Below are 14,821 nucleotides of genomic sequence, written 5' to 3'. Positions count from 1 at the left end.
CACCGAGACATCCAGCGCGGATACGGCCTCGTCGGCGATCAGCACCTTGGGCTCGCACGCCAGGGCGCGGGCGATGGAGATGCGCTGGCGCTGCCCGCCCGAGAATTCGCTGGGATAGCGGCGCAGCGCGTCGGGACTGAGCCGCACCAGGGTCATCAGCTCTTCGGCGCGCGCCCACGCCTGTTCGCGCGGAACGCCGAAATTGACCGGGCCTTCGATGATGGAGGCACCGACCGTCTGGCGCGGATTCAACGAGCGGTACGGGTCCTGGAAAATCACCTGAACCAGGCGCCGCAAGGCGGACAGGTGCTTGACGTCCTGCCGCGCGAACGAGTGGCCACCCGACAGAATATCGCCGGACGTCGGGTCGATCAGGCGCGCGATGCAACGCGCTACGGTGGACTTGCCCGAACCCGATTCGCCGACGATGCCCAGCGTCTCGCCGGGCCGGATCGATAGGGAGATGCCGCGAACGGCCTGGACCAGGCGGCGCCGGCCGGGCCAGCTGCCTGTTTTATAGGTCTTGCACAGATCGCGCACGTCCAGCAGCGGCGCCGCATCGCCAAGGGGCGGGCGCTGCGGGGCGCTCAGCTCGGGCACGGCCCCCAGGAGCATTCTGGTGTAGGCCTCGCGCGGCTTGGTCAGCACATCCAGCTTGGAGCCTTTCTCGACCATGTCGCCCAACTGCAGCACGACGACTTCGTCGGCGATCTCGGCGACCACGCCGAAGTCGTGGGTGATGAACAGCACGGCCGTGCCGTGTTCGTTCTGCAGCTCCAGGATGAGCCTGAGGATTTCCGCCTGGGTGGTGACGTCCAGCGCCGTGGTGGGCTCGTCGCAAATGAGCAGCGCGGGCTTCAGGATGAGGGCAATGGCGATGACGATGCGCTGGCGCTGCCCGCCCGACAACTGGTGCGGGTAGGAAGCGAAGACGCGTTCGGGATCCGGCAGCTTTACATGGCGAAAGATCTCAAGAATCCTGGCCTTGCGCAGCGCGGGCGTCATGGCCACGTGCTGCGACAGCATTTCATCGACCTGGGCGCCGCAGGTCATGACCGGGTTCAGCGCCGTCATGGGTTCCTGGAACACCATGGCCATGGACGTGCCGCGCAAACGGCGCAGCTTGTCCGACGACGCCCCGATCAGTTCCTCGCCCTGCAGCTTGATCGAACCGGCCAGGGGCCGGACCTCGTCGGGCAACAGGCCCATGACGGCACCGGCGATCACGGACTTCCCCGAACCCGACTCGCCGACCAGGCACACGACTTTTCCGGGAGCAACGTCGAACGAGACATGCCGCACGGCATGGCGGCGGTCGGCCCCCGCCGGCAGGGAAATCGTGAGATCGTCGATGGACAGCACGCTGGACGCGACGGTGGTTTGCAGGGTCATGCTTCGCCCCCTCGCTTGTTGAATTTGGGGTCGAGCACGTCGCGCAGGCCGTCTCCGAATATATTGACCGCCAGCACGGTCAGGCTCAGGAAGATGCCCGGCAGCAGCACGCCGTGGGGATATTGATTGAACTGCGCGCGGCCGTCGGCCATGATGTTGCCCCAGGTCGCCATTTCCGACGGCAGGCCGACGCCCAGGAAGGAAAGAATGGCCTCGACGAGAATCGCCGCCGCGCACACGAAGGTGCCCTGGATGATGAGCGGCGCCACCGCATTGGGCAGGATGTGCCGCAGCAGTACCTTCCAGGTGGGCGTATCCAGGGCGATGGCGGCCTCGACGTAGGGTTCTTCGCGCACGGTCAGCACCACCGATCGCAGCAGGCGGGCGACACGCGGAATCTCGGGGATGGCGATGGCGACGATGACCGTGGTGAGCGTGCCGCCGAACAAGGCCACCAGGCTGATGGCGAACAGGATGCCCGGAATGGCCATGACGCCGTCCATGATGCGCATGATCACGCCGTCGAGGCGGCGAAAATATCCGGCCAGCAGCCCGATGAGTATGCCGACGAATACCGCCAGCATTGCCACGGCCAGCCCCACGGTGATCGAAATGCGGGCGCCGTACAGCGTGCGGCTCCAGATGTCCCGGCCTAGGCTGTCGGACCCCATGATGTACAAATGATTGAAGGTGTCGCCGGCCAGGGTCATGAATTCCGCCCGCGTGCCCGGCAGCAGATTGCCGTTGGCCGGGTCCATGACCTGGGGATCGATGGTGCCGAGCCAGGGCGCGAAAATGGCCATCAGGATCAGGATCAGCAATACGGCGCCGCCGATGCGGACCGACCAGTTCGCAAGCACGCGGCGCATCAGGGAACGTCTGCGCCTGGGCCGGAGCAGCGCCTCGTCGTCATGCATGCCGGACGGCGGAGGAACGCTTGCCGCGACGGCGTCGTCGATGGTTTTCAATTGTTCGGCCTTAGTAACGCACGCGTGGATCGAGCACCAGATAGCTCAGATCGACCAGCAGGTTGATGATGACGTAGATCACCGAGAAGAACAGCGTAATCGCCTGGATGAGCGGAAAGTCGCGCGACAACACGGCATCCACCGTAAGCTGCCCCAGCCCGGGGATGGCGAACACCGTTTCGGTGACGACCACGCCGCCGATCAGCAGGGCCACGCCTATGCCGATGACCGTGGCGATGGGAATGGCCGCATTGGCCAGGGCATGCCGCAGCAACACACGTAGCTCGGACACGCCCTTGGCGCGCGCGGTGCGGATGTAGTCTTCGGTAAGCGCTTCGGCCACGGCCGCGCGGGTCACCCGCGCGATCAGCGCCACGTAGATGATGGACAAGGTGATGGCCGGCAGGACCAAATGATGCAGCCACCCCCAAAAGCCATCGTTGAAGCGCACATAGCCCTGGGTCGGAAACCAGTGCCAATGCAGGGCGAACGCCCAGATCATCAGGTAGCCGATGACGAACGAGGGAATGGAAAAACCCAGCACCGAAAACCCCATCAGCAGCCGATCGAGCCAGCCGCCGTGGCGCCACGCGGCCACCACCCCCAGCGGTATCGCAAGCAGAATGGTGATGACCAGTGTGAGCGCCGACAGGGAAACCGTGGGTTCGATGCGCTGCGCGATGAGGTCGGTCACCTTCATTTTCATGAAGTAGGACTCGCCCAGGTTGCCGTGCGCCAGCTGGCCGACCCAATGGGCGAACTGCACGGGCAAGGAAGCATCCAGCCCCAACTGCGCGCGGACACGGGCGATGTCCGCCGAAGTGCCGCTGTTGCCCACGATGACGGCAGCCGGATCGCCCGGCGCCAGGCGCAACATCAAGAACACGATCAGCGCCACAATGACGAGCACCGGGACGGTTGCCAGAATACGGCGGGCCAGAAGCACGAACATCTTAGTTCTTCTTGATGTTCCAGAACACGGAAACCGGCGAATCTACCAGGCCGCTGACCACGCCCTTGCGCACTGCCGTGAAGTTGGTGGACTCGCCCAGCGGCGCGTACAGGCCGTAGTCGAAGACTTCCGTCTGGATGGCCTGAGCCAGCTCTTTACGCTTGACCGGATCCATGGTGGCCAGGAACTGGCCTTTCAGGTCTTCCAGCTTGGGATCGGTGGCCCATCCGAACCAGCCTTTCTCGCCGTTGCCGGTCATGGGCGCGAAGAACAGCGGATTCATGGTGTCTGAAGCGCCCCAGCCTGTGACGAAAATGTTCCAGCCGCCCTTGTCGACCGGGTCCTTCTTGGCGCGGCGCGCAAGCAGCGACGGCCAGTCCATGGAAACGAGATCGACCTTGAAGCCGCCCTGGCGCAGCAATTGCGCCAATACCACCGGGAACTTGTTAAGCAGCGTGAAATCGGAAGGGTTCATCAGCACGATGGGCGTACCGTCGTAGCCCGCTTCCTTCAGGAGCGCCTTGGCCTTTTCAAATTGCGGCTTGCCGGTGAAATACGACGTTTTGTCCGTGGCATAGGTGGAGCCGCATGGGTAGATGGATGTGCAGGTGTTGTAGAGATCCTTGTTCACCAGTTGCGCGCGCATCAGCGCCAGCTGATTGATGCTCATGATGGCCGCCTGCGATATCTTGGGGTTGTTGAACGGCGGAATGAGATGGTTCAGATGCATGGCGTACGAACCCTTTGGAACTGGGCTGAGCATCTGTATCTTGGGGTTGGCCTTGAGCGTCGCGTATTGCTCGGGCGGCGTCCACGACAGCATGTCGACTTCGCCGTTGATCAGCGCGTTGGCCTGGGTCTGGCCGTCTTTCAGGATGATCCACTCGACGCGATCGACGTAGACGTTCTTGCCGCCCGCTGTTCCCGACGGGGCTTCCTTGCGCGGCACGTACTTGGTGTTCTTGACATAGACGACTTTTTCGCCGGGGCGGAATTCGTCTTTCTTGAAAATATAAGGCCCCGACCCGGTGTAGTCGCTGATCTGCTGGTTGGCCGGCGTGTTGGCGACGCGTTCGGGCATGATGAACGGGGGGCTGGAAGCCGGCTTGCTCAAGGCCTCGAGCACCATGCCGAAGGGCTTCTTGAACGTGATGGTGAAGGTCTTGTCGTCGACGGCCTCGAATTTATCGACGGCGGCCAGCATTTTTTGCCCGAGGCCGTCACGCTGCCCCCAACGCTTCAGCGAAGGAATGACGTCTTTGGTGGTCACAGGCTTGCCGTCATGCCATGCCAGTCCGTCGCGCAGGGTGAATGTCCATTTCATGCCGTCCGGGCTTTTGCTGTAGGTGTCCACCATTTGCGGATGCACGTCACCCTTGACGTCGACGCCGAACAGCGTGTCGTAGATCATGTAGCCGTGATCGCGCGTGACGAAGGCCGTGGTCCAGATGGGATCCAGCACCTTCAGGTCGGCCTGGGGCACCATGCGCAATACGTTCTTGTCGCTGTTCGGGGCCGCAAAAGCCATTGAGGCGGCCGTCAGCATGATGCCGGCGATCAATGGTTTTATCGCTTTTTTAAACATGTTTTGTCTCCATCGGGTGGGCGGGGCGGATACTGCGGATTTGGAGTGCGCTCACGGCCAATCAACCCCAAATTATTCTTTGTTTGCATCAAGTTGGCGATGGGTGAAAATAGCTATATGATGGCTATCATTAGTTGAACTATTCAAGCAATATCAACTGGCCCATACAGGCCTGCATCACCCACAACCCTTGCCGTTAAATTTAGTTGAAAATTTCAACTAAATTGTGAAAGAACGGCACGGGGCTTGTCAATACATGGTTTCCCCTTAAGCCGATCGGCTCGAACTCATCCAGTTGCCACGACCGAAAAACACAAGGGCCGCCAAAATTGGCGGCCCCCGCATTTGGGTAAACCCGTGCTCCGCGAAAGGCTTACGGCTTGAAAGCCGTATCGGAACTTATGCAGACCAGAGGGTTTTCAGGCGCTCCACACCCGCGCGCTGGGTAAGGATGTCGGGATGGTGGACATAAACGGTTTTGCCATCCCGGGTCTCCGCAGTAACGGGGTCGGCCGCCGGCCTGGGCGTGCCGTCGTCTTTGTTGCCCACCGCGATGCTGTTGATGCCGTACCATTCTTCGTCCGGACATCCACCCGGAAATTGAGGAACACCACAGGAGGAATGGCCGTTGTGTTCCGTGGGGTGGCCGGCTTTCCACCATTCGTCCGACCACTCGAACAAATAGCCGCCGGAGCACAGGTTCAGGCCGTGATTCCTGACGATGTCTTTCCAGTGCGCTTCGATGTAGTCGGCCTGGGCCTTGGCGTTGTCGGGCAGCTCGACGGGGGTGGAGCCCTGGCGGGTCGAGGCCGGGCAGCCGAATTCCGTGACCAGGAAGGGACGCTCGGGCAGGTTGGTAGTCTTGAATTTGGCGTCGTAGTCGGTGAACATGGTGTCGAAGCCGCTGGTCTGCGTGCCGCGGTACGAGTTCAGGCCGATGACGTCCATGTGGGGCATGCCCTTGCCGATATTGGGGTTGACCATGTCGTCAATGATGGTGGGCACGTCATGCACGGCGCAACTGGTCAGCTTGGTCGGCGCCCAGCCCTTGACCTTTTCGGCCAGGCCGTCTATCCAGGCCCAGAAATCCGGGTTCGGGGCGGTTGTATCGTTGTCGGCTTCATTGCCGATGATAAAGCCGATGAGCGCCGGGTGGGTGCCCAGCTCTTCGCACAGCAACTGAAACCCCTGCTCGATGCGGGGACGATCGGTGGAGCTCATGGCCTGATCGGGCGTCATGGGATAGGCAAGCCATACATAAATGCCCTTGTCGGCGCAAGCATCCATGAATTTGGTGTGGTACTGGCGGGCAGTATTGGAATCCCACGGAGTTGCCCAGGGCGACACCATATACAGGCGCACTGTATTGCAGCCCATGCCCTGCAGCACGCTTAAATCGCGCGTGAAGATGGGCTCCCAGAAGTCGGAGAAAAAGTCGCCGCCGGGAGGTATGCCGGCATCGCCGCCGATGGGCACGGGCGAATAGCACACGCCCTTGGCGAAGAATTCCGAACCATTGAGCATGATCTTGCGGTCCTGAACCGTGAAGGTAGAGCTGCCCGAGCTGGCGCCCATGAGCCCCTGGCCGCCCGTCAACCCGGCCAGTTCGGCAGTGTCGGATGAGCCGCCGCCGTTGCAGCCGGCAAGCAGGAAAGGCGTGGTCGACGCCGCCAAAGCCGTACCCAGCAGGCGCCGGCGCATTACGCCATGGGCATCCAGCATTGCAGGATGCCCAGCGGGGGGTTTCTTGTTCATGGTGAGGCTCCGTATCGGTGATTGTTGTAATGAGCGGCAAGTGTGAAACAAACGTTCACATAATTATGCCGATGGCTACCAATATGCTGTAACCCTCTAAACAGAGGGATTACGCAGCCAATATGCCCGCATCTACCGACCAACAAGCGCCATTACCCTGGAATCAGGAAGATTACGCCGAGTCCGCCCCCTGCAACGACGGATCGCGCCCGAGCCATAGCGCCATCAAGGCCGCCCGGTTGTGCACCGCGTACTTGCGGAATATGCGGGTCACGTACTCATGCGTGGTGTTGGGGCTTTGCCCGACTTCGGCCGCGATCTGCTTTTCCGACAGCCCCCGCAGCAAGCCCTGCAGAACGGCGTTCTCGGCGCGCGTCAGGGGCGAATTGGACAGCAGCAGCCCATGGCCCAGCATCTGCTGGCGATGAAACCAGCGCAAGCCGCGTAGGGCATAGGCGACGGCGTCGCGATCCTCCGGTGAAAACCCCGGCTCCCGATGGCTGCGATACAAGCCGAAATAGATTTCGGTATCCGCATTGACCGGCACCCCAGCCCAGATGGCGTCCCGGCGGCCGAGCGCCAGATAATAAGACCGGTAGTATTCGCCCTCGAACCATTCAGGCGGCACGATATCCACCAGCCTATGGGTGCGGAACCGGCCGGCCGCCTCGACATTGCGCAGCGTGGTTTCGTCCACCTTGCCGGTTTCCAGCAGGCGCCGCTGCTGCTGCGCGACCTCGCGCAGCCGGGGCGAGGTATCCAAATGATGAATCAGCCTGGGCCGCCAGCCATACACCGGATCGGCCGAATGTGAGTCGGCCATGCGCACCGCGCCCACCCAGGAAGCGCTATCGGCCCCGGCCAGATTGCACAACCCCTGCAGCAGATAAGTGCGGGCCTGATCGATGGCCGCCGCGTCCATGTCCGCCAGCTCGTCCCACAATCGATAGGTTTTTGCCAGCCGGACCGCATCCGGCACAGGCGCGGCCGGCTCCCCTCCTTCAAGATCCATAGTTCTCCTCCGGCCTCTGGAGCCTTCACAAACAGGTTCCGCGCCATCGGCCACCAAGCCGCGGCGAGCGTCTTGCCGGCACAGGCGGCACTGCGACGCGCCGCACGAAAAACACGCCGCAGGCATGCAGTAGAGCATTTTTTGCTTACAAAAGTTTCTAGTAATTACCCGAAGCGGGCCTGATTTCCCGCAAGCCCGCAAGCTCGAAGCCCTGGATCCATACCGCCGCCCCTCCTCCGAAATAATACAAATGCGACTTGTTTTTGTTATTATCAAATCCGGGTCGCCACTTGGCTGTCGCCGGCAAAAACGCGGCGCCATGCGCCAATACAGGCAACCTCACGGGCGAGAAGCACGAGCTGAGGCAGCCTTGCTGCCAATGCGGCGGGGCGTACCATCATGCAATCGGTCTTGGTCGGCTTCCAGTCCGCAAACATCAGGCAAGGCACATATGAATAGGTTGATGCACAGGGTTCGCCACGCCGCCCCAGTCGCGTCCCGCATCGCGGCCGCGCTGTTCGGCGGCTATGGGCTCGCGGCGCTGGGCAGCATTGCGCCGCTGGCGCTGCCCGTCAGCAAGCCGCAGGCGGTGCTGGCCGGCATGCTGGCCAGCTTTGTTATCTATGCCGGCGCCGTCATCTGGGTATTCGCCGCCAGCAGCGCCCGGCGGGCCTGGGCGGGCTTGCTGGTGGCCGCCGTCCCGCTGCTGCTGGCCGCCTTGCCCATCTGGCTTCAGGCAGGTATTTCGTGAAACCAGGCAACTCCATCCGCCGCGACGCGACGCCCGGCCTGCGCCAGAGCATGTCCAGCCTGCACACCTGGGTGGCCCTGCTGCTGGGCTGGGTGCTTTACGCCATGTTCCTGACCGGCACGGTGTCGTACTTCAGGGAAGAGATCTCGCAATGGATGCGGCCCGAGCTCGCGCCTCAGGTCCATGCCCCCGACCTCGCCCTGGCGGCCCAGCGCGTCGCCGACGAACTCAAGACCATGGTTCCCGACAGCCCGCAATGGAGCCTGATGCTGCCCGATGCGCGCAGCAACAGCGTCTATGCGTTCTGGCGCACAAAAAGAGGGCCGGGCGGCCGCTTCGAGGACGGGCGTTTCGACCCCGCCACCGGCAAGGCCATCGACGCCCGCGACACACTGGGCGGCGACTTCTTCTATCGCTTCCATTTCCAGTTCTATTACCTGCCCATCGTATGGGGCCGCCTGCTGGCCGGCCTGGCCGCCATGTTCATGCTGGTGGCCATTATCAGCGGCATCATCACGCACAAGAAGATCTTCATCGATTTCTTCACGTTCCGCTGGGGCAAGGGGCAGCGGTCGTGGCTGGACGCGCACAACGCCTTGTCGGTGTTCGGCCTGCCCTTCCACCTCATGATCACCTATACCGGCCTGGTGACCTTGATGGCGCTGTACATGCCCTGGGGACAGCAACTGGCCATCCACACCCCGACCGAACGGCAACAGCTCAGGGCGGAACTCAGCGCCTTCCTGCAGCCCGACAAGGCCACGGGACAAGCGCACGCCCTGGCCTCCATCGAAGACATGGTGCGGCAGGCCCAGGCGCGCTGGGGCAGCGGCAATATCGCCACGGTCACCGTCACCAATCCCAACGACGCCGCCTCGCGCGTCAGCATCTCCAGAGGCGAGGAGGGCCGGGTTTCCATGAGCCCGCAATACCTGCTCTTCGAAGGCAGCAGCGGCAAGCTGCTCGAAACGCACGACCACGTGGGTCCCGCCGCTGAAACACGCGGCGTCCTGTATGCGCTGCATCTTGGGCGCTTCAGCGACACCGCGACACGCTGGCTGTACTTCCTGGTCAGCCTGGCCGGCACGGCCATGGTGGGCACGGGCCTGGTGCTATGGACCGTCAAGCGGCGGCAAAAACTGCCCGACCCCGACCGGCCCTACTTCGGCCTGAGGCTCGTCGAAAAGCTGAACATCGCCAGCATCGCCGGCCTGTCGATCGCCATGGCCGCCTTCCTGTGGGGCAACCGTTTGCTGCCGGTCGGTCTTCCCGACAGGGCCTCGAGCGAGATCCAGGTCTTCTTCGTGGTTTGGGCCACCGCCCTCGTGCATGCCATGCTGCGCCCGTCCAAAGCCGCCTGGGTCGAACAGCTTTGGACGGCAACCGCGCTGCTGGCGCTGTTGCCGGTATTGAACGCCCTCACGACCTCGCGGCCGCTATGGCATAGCCTGGCGAACGGCGATTGGGTGTTCGCGGGCATGGACTTGACGTGCTGGGCCCTGGCGGCGCTGCATGCCGTGCTGGCCGTGCGCACGGCCCGGCACACGCGGCGCGTGCGGCCCGCCGTCGCGAAGAGCGAATCGCGGCGCGCGGCGGCCGACCCCGCTCCGGGCGAAGCATGATCCACGCATTGTCGCTACTACTGTGCCTGGCGGGCTTCGCCGCCCTGGCATGCGCCACCCAACGCCAGCAGGACGAACTTTTCGACCGCAGCCTGCCGCGCCGAACCACGATATGGCTGCGCGCGGCGGGCGCCGGCTTTCTTCTGCTGGCCCTGGCCGCGCTGCTGGCCTGGAGGGGCTGGGGGCTGGGGCTTGTCATGTACAGCGGCTATACCAGCCTCGCCGCCGGCCTGGTATTTTGCGCGCTGCTGGTTCACAAGCGCCGCCGGGCCCGCCCCCATCGTCAAGGGTGTTCTTGATTCAACCCTGCGACTGGCCGTGCACGTGGTTGATGGTGTCCAGGGCCAGGCTGGAATGCGCAAACGCCCCGCCCGCCCGCATTTCCGCGGCAACCCAAATGGCTTCCATGATTTCCTTGTCGGTGGCGCCCTGCTTGAGCGCGGCCTCGGTATGGCCGCGTATGCAATAAGGGCACTGCGTAACGTGGGCCACGGCAACGGCAATGAGCTGCTTGTTCTTCTTCGACAACGCGCCCTCGGCAAAGACGCTGGCGCTGAAAGCCCGGAAAGCCGCCATGGTGTCCGGCGCCAGCTCGGTTCTTTGCTTGGCCAGTTCCCTGGTCGCGGCGGGATACATCGATTGATCCATCTTCGTTCTCCTTCAAGTCAAAGGCTGTTGTTCATCCTCATTGCCAACCATGATAGCTCTTCGCTGTGCAGGCATGCCGGCTGGCGGGCTGAACCTCGATACCGCCCCCCCTCGAAAAAACCGAAATCTTAATGCTGGGACAAAGGCATGCCTTTGGTTCCTGCATAAAAGACGATCAGTTCCACAGGCTTGTCGCCGGTTATGCCGCGGTGCAGCTCGCCCACCATTTCGGGCAGCACCTGGCCCGGCGTCAGTTTCTGTTCGCGGCCGTCCGCTTTTTTCTGCACAGTCAGTTCGCCCGACAGCACGTAGGCGGCGTTGGGCATGGGGTGGGTGTGCCAGGGCAACGCCGAATGCGGAGGAATGGTGATTTTCAGGACGGTCAGCTCGGGAGGACCCGAGGGATACGACGCGTACGGCTTGCCGTCCCACGACGCGCTGCTGCGCATCAGGGTTTCAACGCGCACGGCGGGCGAAGCCGGATCCGCCGAGGCGGCTTGTGAAGGCTGCCCTGCCGTTGTGTCCGTTTTTGCCGACGGCGCCTGGGCGGGCGGCTCTTTGGCGCCGGCCTGTCCCGCCAGCAACGCCAGCGCCAGCCCGGCCGGCAGCAGCCATTTTTGATAAAGGCTTTGCATGATTCCCCTCCTGTGGGCCCGCCGAAGAGGAAGGCGGCGCGCGGGAAGCGCGCCGCCATCGGCAGGTAATGGAATTATGCACGAGACACCGCCAAGGAAGCGGGCTTTTGAAACGCAGGTCTCGTGAAGAACCCGGCCCCGTCAGCGAAAGGGTGAGGCCAACGGTAATGTCGGCGAAGGAAGGCGCGCATAGCGCGGCGCCCAGACAGGCCGCGAGCGCGGCCAGCGTGGTTTTCAAATGCATTGTCGTCTCCTGTGCGCCGCTTTATTGGATGGAAGGATTGCGGCTTGCGGAAAGCTTAGGAGCGCGGGTAACATCCCGCAATCCCATGTCAGGAATGTATTTCATGAATAGTGCTCATGACATAAACAATCTGGACCTCAACCTGCTCGTGGTGTTCGACGCGCTGCTGCGCGAACGCAGCGTCACGCGGGCGGGCCAGACCCTGGGCATCACGCAAAGCGCCATGAGCCATTCGCTGGCCCGGCTGCGCGCCTTCTTCGACGATGCGCTGTTCATCAAAAGCTACCGCGGCGTAACCCCCACCGCCAAGGCCGAGGCGCTGGCGGCCGATATCCACGCCATCATCGACGCGGTGCGCAACCGGGTGCTGTCGCAGGCGCAGTTCGACGCGGCGCAGGCCCGGCGCACCTTCAGCCTGTGCGTGACCGACATGGGCGAGCTGGTCTTCATCCCGCCGCTGCTAAGCCGGCTCAAGGAAGTGGCGCCCCATTGTTCGCTTCATACCCTGCAGGTTCCGCCCCAGCAAATGGAAGCCACGCTGGCCTCGGGCGAAGCCGACCTGGTGCTGGGCTCGGTGATGAACGCCCCCGAAGGGCTATACCAGCAAGAACTGTTCACCCACCCGTTCGTCACCATCGCCAGCGTGAAAAACCCCGAACTGGGCGACACCCTGTCGCTGGAACAGTTTTGCCGCATGCCTCATGTGGCCATAACGCTTTCCAGCCGCAGCCGACGCGCCTACGATTCGGTGGTCGAAGACGCCGGCATCAAGCGGAACATCGCCTTCACGACCCCGCACTTCCTGTTCGTGCCGCTGCTGCTCGATCACCACCCCGAGTTCCTGGCCACCGTCCCGCAATCCCTGGGCAGCGTCTTTGCGCGCCACAACCTGGTAAAGGTATTCGAACCGCCGATCGCCCTGCCGAAATTTTCGTTGCGGCAATACTGGCACCCGCGTTTTCATCAGGACCGCGCCATCATGTGGCTGCGCGGCCTGGTCAAGGAAACATTCCTGGAGCTGCCCGAAAGCATGCGTTAAAGAACCGCCATATATCATGCAATAAATGCATGATATTGATGCAAGCCATGGAATTGACGCATGAATTTCCCCCGTCTATCTTGACCGGACAGCGCCGCCGGGAGTGCGGACGCAAGATCGACAAGGAGACGAAGATGTTCATCAAGAATTGCTGGTATGTGGCGGGCTGGGCCAGCGAAGTCACCGCCGACGACTTCATCGCGCGTACCATCATCGGCGTGCCCATCGTCATGTGGCGCGACAGCGCCGGACGCCCCGTTGCATTCGAAGACCGCTGCTGTCACCGCGGCGCCCCGCTTTCCCTGGGGCGCCGCGAAGGCGACTTCCTGCGCTGCATGTACCACGGGCTGAGGTTCGACAACGCCGGCGCCTGCGTGGAAATTCCGGGGCAGGACCGCATCCCCGACTCGGTCCGCGTCAACACCTTCCCCATCATCGAGCAACACAAATGGCTGTGGATCTGGATGGGCGACCCGGCCCGCGCCGATCCCGCGCTGATTCCCGACACGCACTGGATGAACGACCCCGCCTGGCGCCACCTGGAAGGCTATACGCATTACGACACCAATTACCTGCTGATCGCCGACAACCTGCTGGACCTGGCCCACCTGCCCTACGTCCATCCCAACACCCTGGGCGGGCCGGCGGCTTACGCGGAAACGCAGGCGGAAATCGAGCCGCTGGAAAACGGGGTGCGCATCACGCGCTGGGCCATGGATATCGAAGCCCCGCCCTTTGTGCAGAAGGTCAAGCACTACGATGGCAAGGTGGATCGCTGGAACAAATACGACTTCGTCCTGCCCGGCCTGTTCCTGATGGACTCGGGCATGGCGCCCGTAGGCACCGGCGCCGCGGAAGGCAAGCGAGTAAACGCGGCGGAATTCCATGGCTGCCAGGCCCTGACGCCCGAAACCGAGCACTCCACGCATTACTTCTTCTGCCACCCGCACAACTTCGCCATCGACCAGCCCGAGGTCACCGCGTCCATTCACCAAAGCATCGTGACGGCCTTCGAGGAAGACCGCACGATGATCACCGCGCAATCGCGCAGCCTGGACCTGAAGCCCGACTTCAAGATGATTCCCATCCGCGCCGACCGGGCCTTGGGGCTTTTTCGCGCCCTGGTCAAGAAGATCACCGACGAGGAAGCCCGGGAAAGCGCGGAGGGCAGGAAGGAGATCGTGGCGGCCGAAACGCTTTGACCACACGCCAAAGCGCAAGCCTCAAACGTCAGCCCAAGGTCATCCGGCCCTTGGGCCGGAGTTTTTCACCGCGGCCGTCCGCGGATCGGGTTGCGGCGTTACCAGGAGCCGCGCTGCTCGGGCACCCGCTTTACCAGCACCAGCGCCACCAGCCTGATGACGGCCAGCGAGGCATACACCCAGGCCAGGATCCGCCCCATGTCGGTCTGATGCGCCAGGATGGCGGCGACCACCGAAATCGTGGCGATCGCACCGATCTGCAGCGACAAGGTGCGCAGCGCCGCCAGCATGGATGAAGATTCCGGCGCCAGTTGCAGGCCGGCATTGCGCATGGAGGGGTTGATGGTTCCGTTGCCGGCCCCCACCAGGAAGGCCGCGAAGGCCAGCCAGGCATAGGGGCTGATACCCATCGCCGGCGGCAGCGCCAGCAGCACGAGCCCGGCAATGGTGATGGCGCTGCCCACGTAAAGCGGCAGCCGGTAGCCCGTTCTGCGCAGCAGCACGACGGCCGTCAGCGAGCAGATCATCGCCGCCGCGCCCTGCGCGGTAAGCAGCGTTCCCGAACCCACCGCGTCGATGCCGTACCGGTTGGTGGCATACAGCGGCGCCAACGCCATTCCGCCTATGACGAAGCCGCTGTAGATCATGTTTACGAGGTTGACGGTTCCGAAATTGGGGCCGTAGATCAGCCGGGGCTGGATGAAGGGCGTGTCCGTCCGGCGAATATGGCGGAAGAAGCAGAACAGCGCCGCCAGGGCCACCAGCAGCGAAACCGCGAATCCGGCCAGGTCTTCCCCGCCCCGCCTCTCGCCAAGTATGGTGGCCGCCAGCATGCCCGCCAAAAGGCTGAGCCCCAGAAGCGCGATCCCCTGTATGTCCATCTTCCTGGATACGCTGCCCCTGGACGGCGCATCGTGCGGAATAAAGCGCCAGGCCAGCAGGAAAATCGCCGCGCCGAGCGGGACGTTCACGTAGAACACGTCGCGCCAGGACGAATACGCCACGAAATACCCGCC

Annotated in this window: 14 protein-coding genes; 5 read left to right on the top strand and 9 right to left on the bottom strand. The window is 63.1% G+C overall.

The genetic code is table 11. The features are described from left to right. The 6 genes from VNT00_RS10525 to VNT00_RS10500 form a co-directional block, all read right to left on the bottom strand. Positions 1 to 1,392 (bottom strand): ABC transporter ATP-binding protein (locus VNT00_RS10525; RefSeq protein ID WP_325587205.1); only part of this gene is annotated, 1,392 nt, incomplete at its 3' end. Continuing rightward, positions 1,389 to 2,309: an ABC transporter permease gene (locus VNT00_RS10520; protein ID WP_325587209.1), complete on the bottom strand. Its 921-nt coding sequence runs from the start codon at positions 2,307 to 2,309 to the stop codon at positions 1,389 to 1,391. The genes VNT00_RS10520 and VNT00_RS10525, both read right to left, overlap by 4 nt. A gap of 61 nt (positions 2,310 to 2,370) precedes the next feature. After that, the gene (locus VNT00_RS10515) at positions 2,371 to 3,312 is read right to left on the bottom strand and encodes an ABC transporter permease (protein ID WP_325587203.1); all 942 of its coding nucleotides are present in this window, start codon (positions 3,310 to 3,312) and stop codon (positions 2,371 to 2,373) included. Position 3,313: 1 nt separating this feature from the next. Further along, positions 3,314 to 4,897, bottom strand: coding sequence for an ABC transporter substrate-binding protein (locus VNT00_RS10510; RefSeq protein ID WP_325587201.1), 1,584 nt, complete (start codon positions 4,895 to 4,897; stop codon positions 3,314 to 3,316). A 399-nt stretch (positions 4,898 to 5,296) separates the two neighbouring features. Next, positions 5,297 to 6,652, bottom strand: coding sequence for a glycoside hydrolase family protein (locus VNT00_RS10505; protein ID WP_325587199.1), 1,356 nt, complete (start codon positions 6,650 to 6,652; stop codon positions 5,297 to 5,299). 172 nt (positions 6,653 to 6,824) lie between these two features. Next, positions 6,825 to 7,664 carry a helix-turn-helix transcriptional regulator gene (locus VNT00_RS10500; RefSeq protein WP_325587197.1) on the bottom strand — a complete coding sequence of 280 codons (840 nt, stop codon included), beginning with the start codon at positions 7,662 to 7,664 and terminating at the stop codon, positions 6,825 to 6,827. A gap of 451 nt (positions 7,665 to 8,115) precedes the next feature. Between VNT00_RS10500 and VNT00_RS10495 the strand changes: the two genes are divergently transcribed. Genes VNT00_RS10495 through VNT00_RS10485 form a run of 3 tightly spaced genes read left to right on the top strand, consistent with a single transcriptional unit; the run spans position 8,116 to position 10,336 of the window. Further along, the gene (locus VNT00_RS10495; protein WP_325587195.1) at positions 8,116 to 8,415 is read left to right on the top strand and encodes a DUF3649 domain-containing protein; all 300 of its coding nucleotides are present in this window, start codon (positions 8,116 to 8,118) and stop codon (positions 8,413 to 8,415) included. Between the two features lie 50 nt (positions 8,416 to 8,465). Continuing rightward, entirely contained in the window at positions 8,466 to 10,037 is a 1,572-nt protein-coding gene (locus VNT00_RS10490; protein WP_349255726.1) for a PepSY-associated TM helix domain-containing protein, read from the top strand. Further along, positions 10,034 to 10,336, top strand: coding sequence for a DUF3325 domain-containing protein (locus VNT00_RS10485; RefSeq protein WP_325587193.1), 303 nt, complete (start codon positions 10,034 to 10,036; stop codon positions 10,334 to 10,336). Before VNT00_RS10490 ends, VNT00_RS10485 begins: the two co-directional genes overlap by 4 nt. A gap of 1 nt (position 10,337) precedes the next feature. Here VNT00_RS10485 and VNT00_RS10480 read toward each other — a convergent pair whose 3' ends face one another. Next, positions 10,338 to 10,685 (bottom strand): carboxymuconolactone decarboxylase family protein, encoded by a 348-nt coding sequence (locus VNT00_RS10480; RefSeq protein ID WP_325587191.1) that lies wholly within the window; start codon positions 10,683 to 10,685, stop codon positions 10,338 to 10,340. 128 nt (positions 10,686 to 10,813) lie between these two features. Continuing rightward, positions 10,814 to 11,320 carry a cupin domain-containing protein gene (locus VNT00_RS10475; RefSeq protein WP_325587189.1) on the bottom strand — a complete coding sequence of 169 codons (507 nt, stop codon included), beginning with the start codon at positions 11,318 to 11,320 and terminating at the stop codon, positions 10,814 to 10,816. A 347-nt stretch (positions 11,321 to 11,667) separates the two neighbouring features. On the opposite strand from VNT00_RS10475, the gene VNT00_RS10470 reads away from it, so the two are divergent. Then, the gene (locus VNT00_RS10470) at positions 11,668 to 12,603 is read left to right on the top strand and encodes a LysR family transcriptional regulator (RefSeq protein WP_325587187.1); all 936 of its coding nucleotides are present in this window, start codon (positions 11,668 to 11,670) and stop codon (positions 12,601 to 12,603) included. 134 nt (positions 12,604 to 12,737) lie between these two features. Next, on the top strand, positions 12,738 to 13,805 hold the full coding sequence (locus VNT00_RS10465) for an aromatic ring-hydroxylating dioxygenase subunit alpha (protein ID WP_325587185.1): 1,068 nt from the start codon (positions 12,738 to 12,740) through the stop codon (positions 13,803 to 13,805). A gap of 98 nt (positions 13,806 to 13,903) precedes the next feature. Here the strand turns inward: VNT00_RS10465 and VNT00_RS10460 are convergent. Continuing rightward, a partial coding sequence (locus VNT00_RS10460; protein WP_325587183.1) for an MFS transporter occupies positions 13,904 to 14,821 on the bottom strand: 918 nt, incomplete at its 5' end.

This window comes from Eoetvoesiella sp. (genome assembly GCF_035555955.1).
Taxonomy (GTDB): Bacteria; Pseudomonadota; Gammaproteobacteria; order Burkholderiales; family Burkholderiaceae_B; genus Eoetvoesia.
The sequence above is the reverse complement of the archived record's forward strand: the minus strand, read 5'-3'. Positions and strand labels throughout refer to the sequence as shown.

Bases quoted from the DNA above. Each gene is read 5' to 3' on its own strand.
- VNT00_RS10520 (WP_325587209.1), bottom strand. From the start codon at position 2,309: ATGCATGACGACGAGGCGCTGCTCCGGCCCAGGCGCAGACGTTCCCTG.
- VNT00_RS10515 (WP_325587203.1), bottom strand. From the start codon at position 3,312: ATGTTCGTGCTTCTGGCCCGCCGTATTCTGGCAACCGTCCCGGTGCTC.
- VNT00_RS10510 (WP_325587201.1), bottom strand. From the start codon at position 4,897: ATGTTTAAAAAAGCGATAAAACCATTGATCGCCGGCATCATGCTGACG.
- VNT00_RS10505 (WP_325587199.1), bottom strand. From the start codon at position 6,652: ATGAACAAGAAACCCCCCGCTGGGCATCCTGCAATGCTGGATGCCCAT.
- VNT00_RS10500 (WP_325587197.1), bottom strand. From the start codon at position 7,664: ATGGATCTTGAAGGAGGGGAGCCGGCCGCGCCTGTGCCGGATGCGGTC.
- VNT00_RS10495 (WP_325587195.1), top strand. From the start codon at position 8,116: ATGAATAGGTTGATGCACAGGGTTCGCCACGCCGCCCCAGTCGCGTCC.
- VNT00_RS10490 (WP_349255726.1), top strand. From the start codon at position 8,466: ATGTCCAGCCTGCACACCTGGGTGGCCCTGCTGCTGGGCTGGGTGCTT.
- VNT00_RS10485 (WP_325587193.1), top strand. From the start codon at position 10,034: ATGATCCACGCATTGTCGCTACTACTGTGCCTGGCGGGCTTCGCCGCC.
- VNT00_RS10480 (WP_325587191.1), bottom strand. From the start codon at position 10,685: ATGGATCAATCGATGTATCCCGCCGCGACCAGGGAACTGGCCAAGCAA.
- VNT00_RS10475 (WP_325587189.1), bottom strand. From the start codon at position 11,320: ATGCAAAGCCTTTATCAAAAATGGCTGCTGCCGGCCGGGCTGGCGCTG.
- VNT00_RS10470 (WP_325587187.1), top strand. From the start codon at position 11,668: ATGAATAGTGCTCATGACATAAACAATCTGGACCTCAACCTGCTCGTG.
- VNT00_RS10465 (WP_325587185.1), top strand. From the start codon at position 12,738: ATGTTCATCAAGAATTGCTGGTATGTGGCGGGCTGGGCCAGCGAAGTC.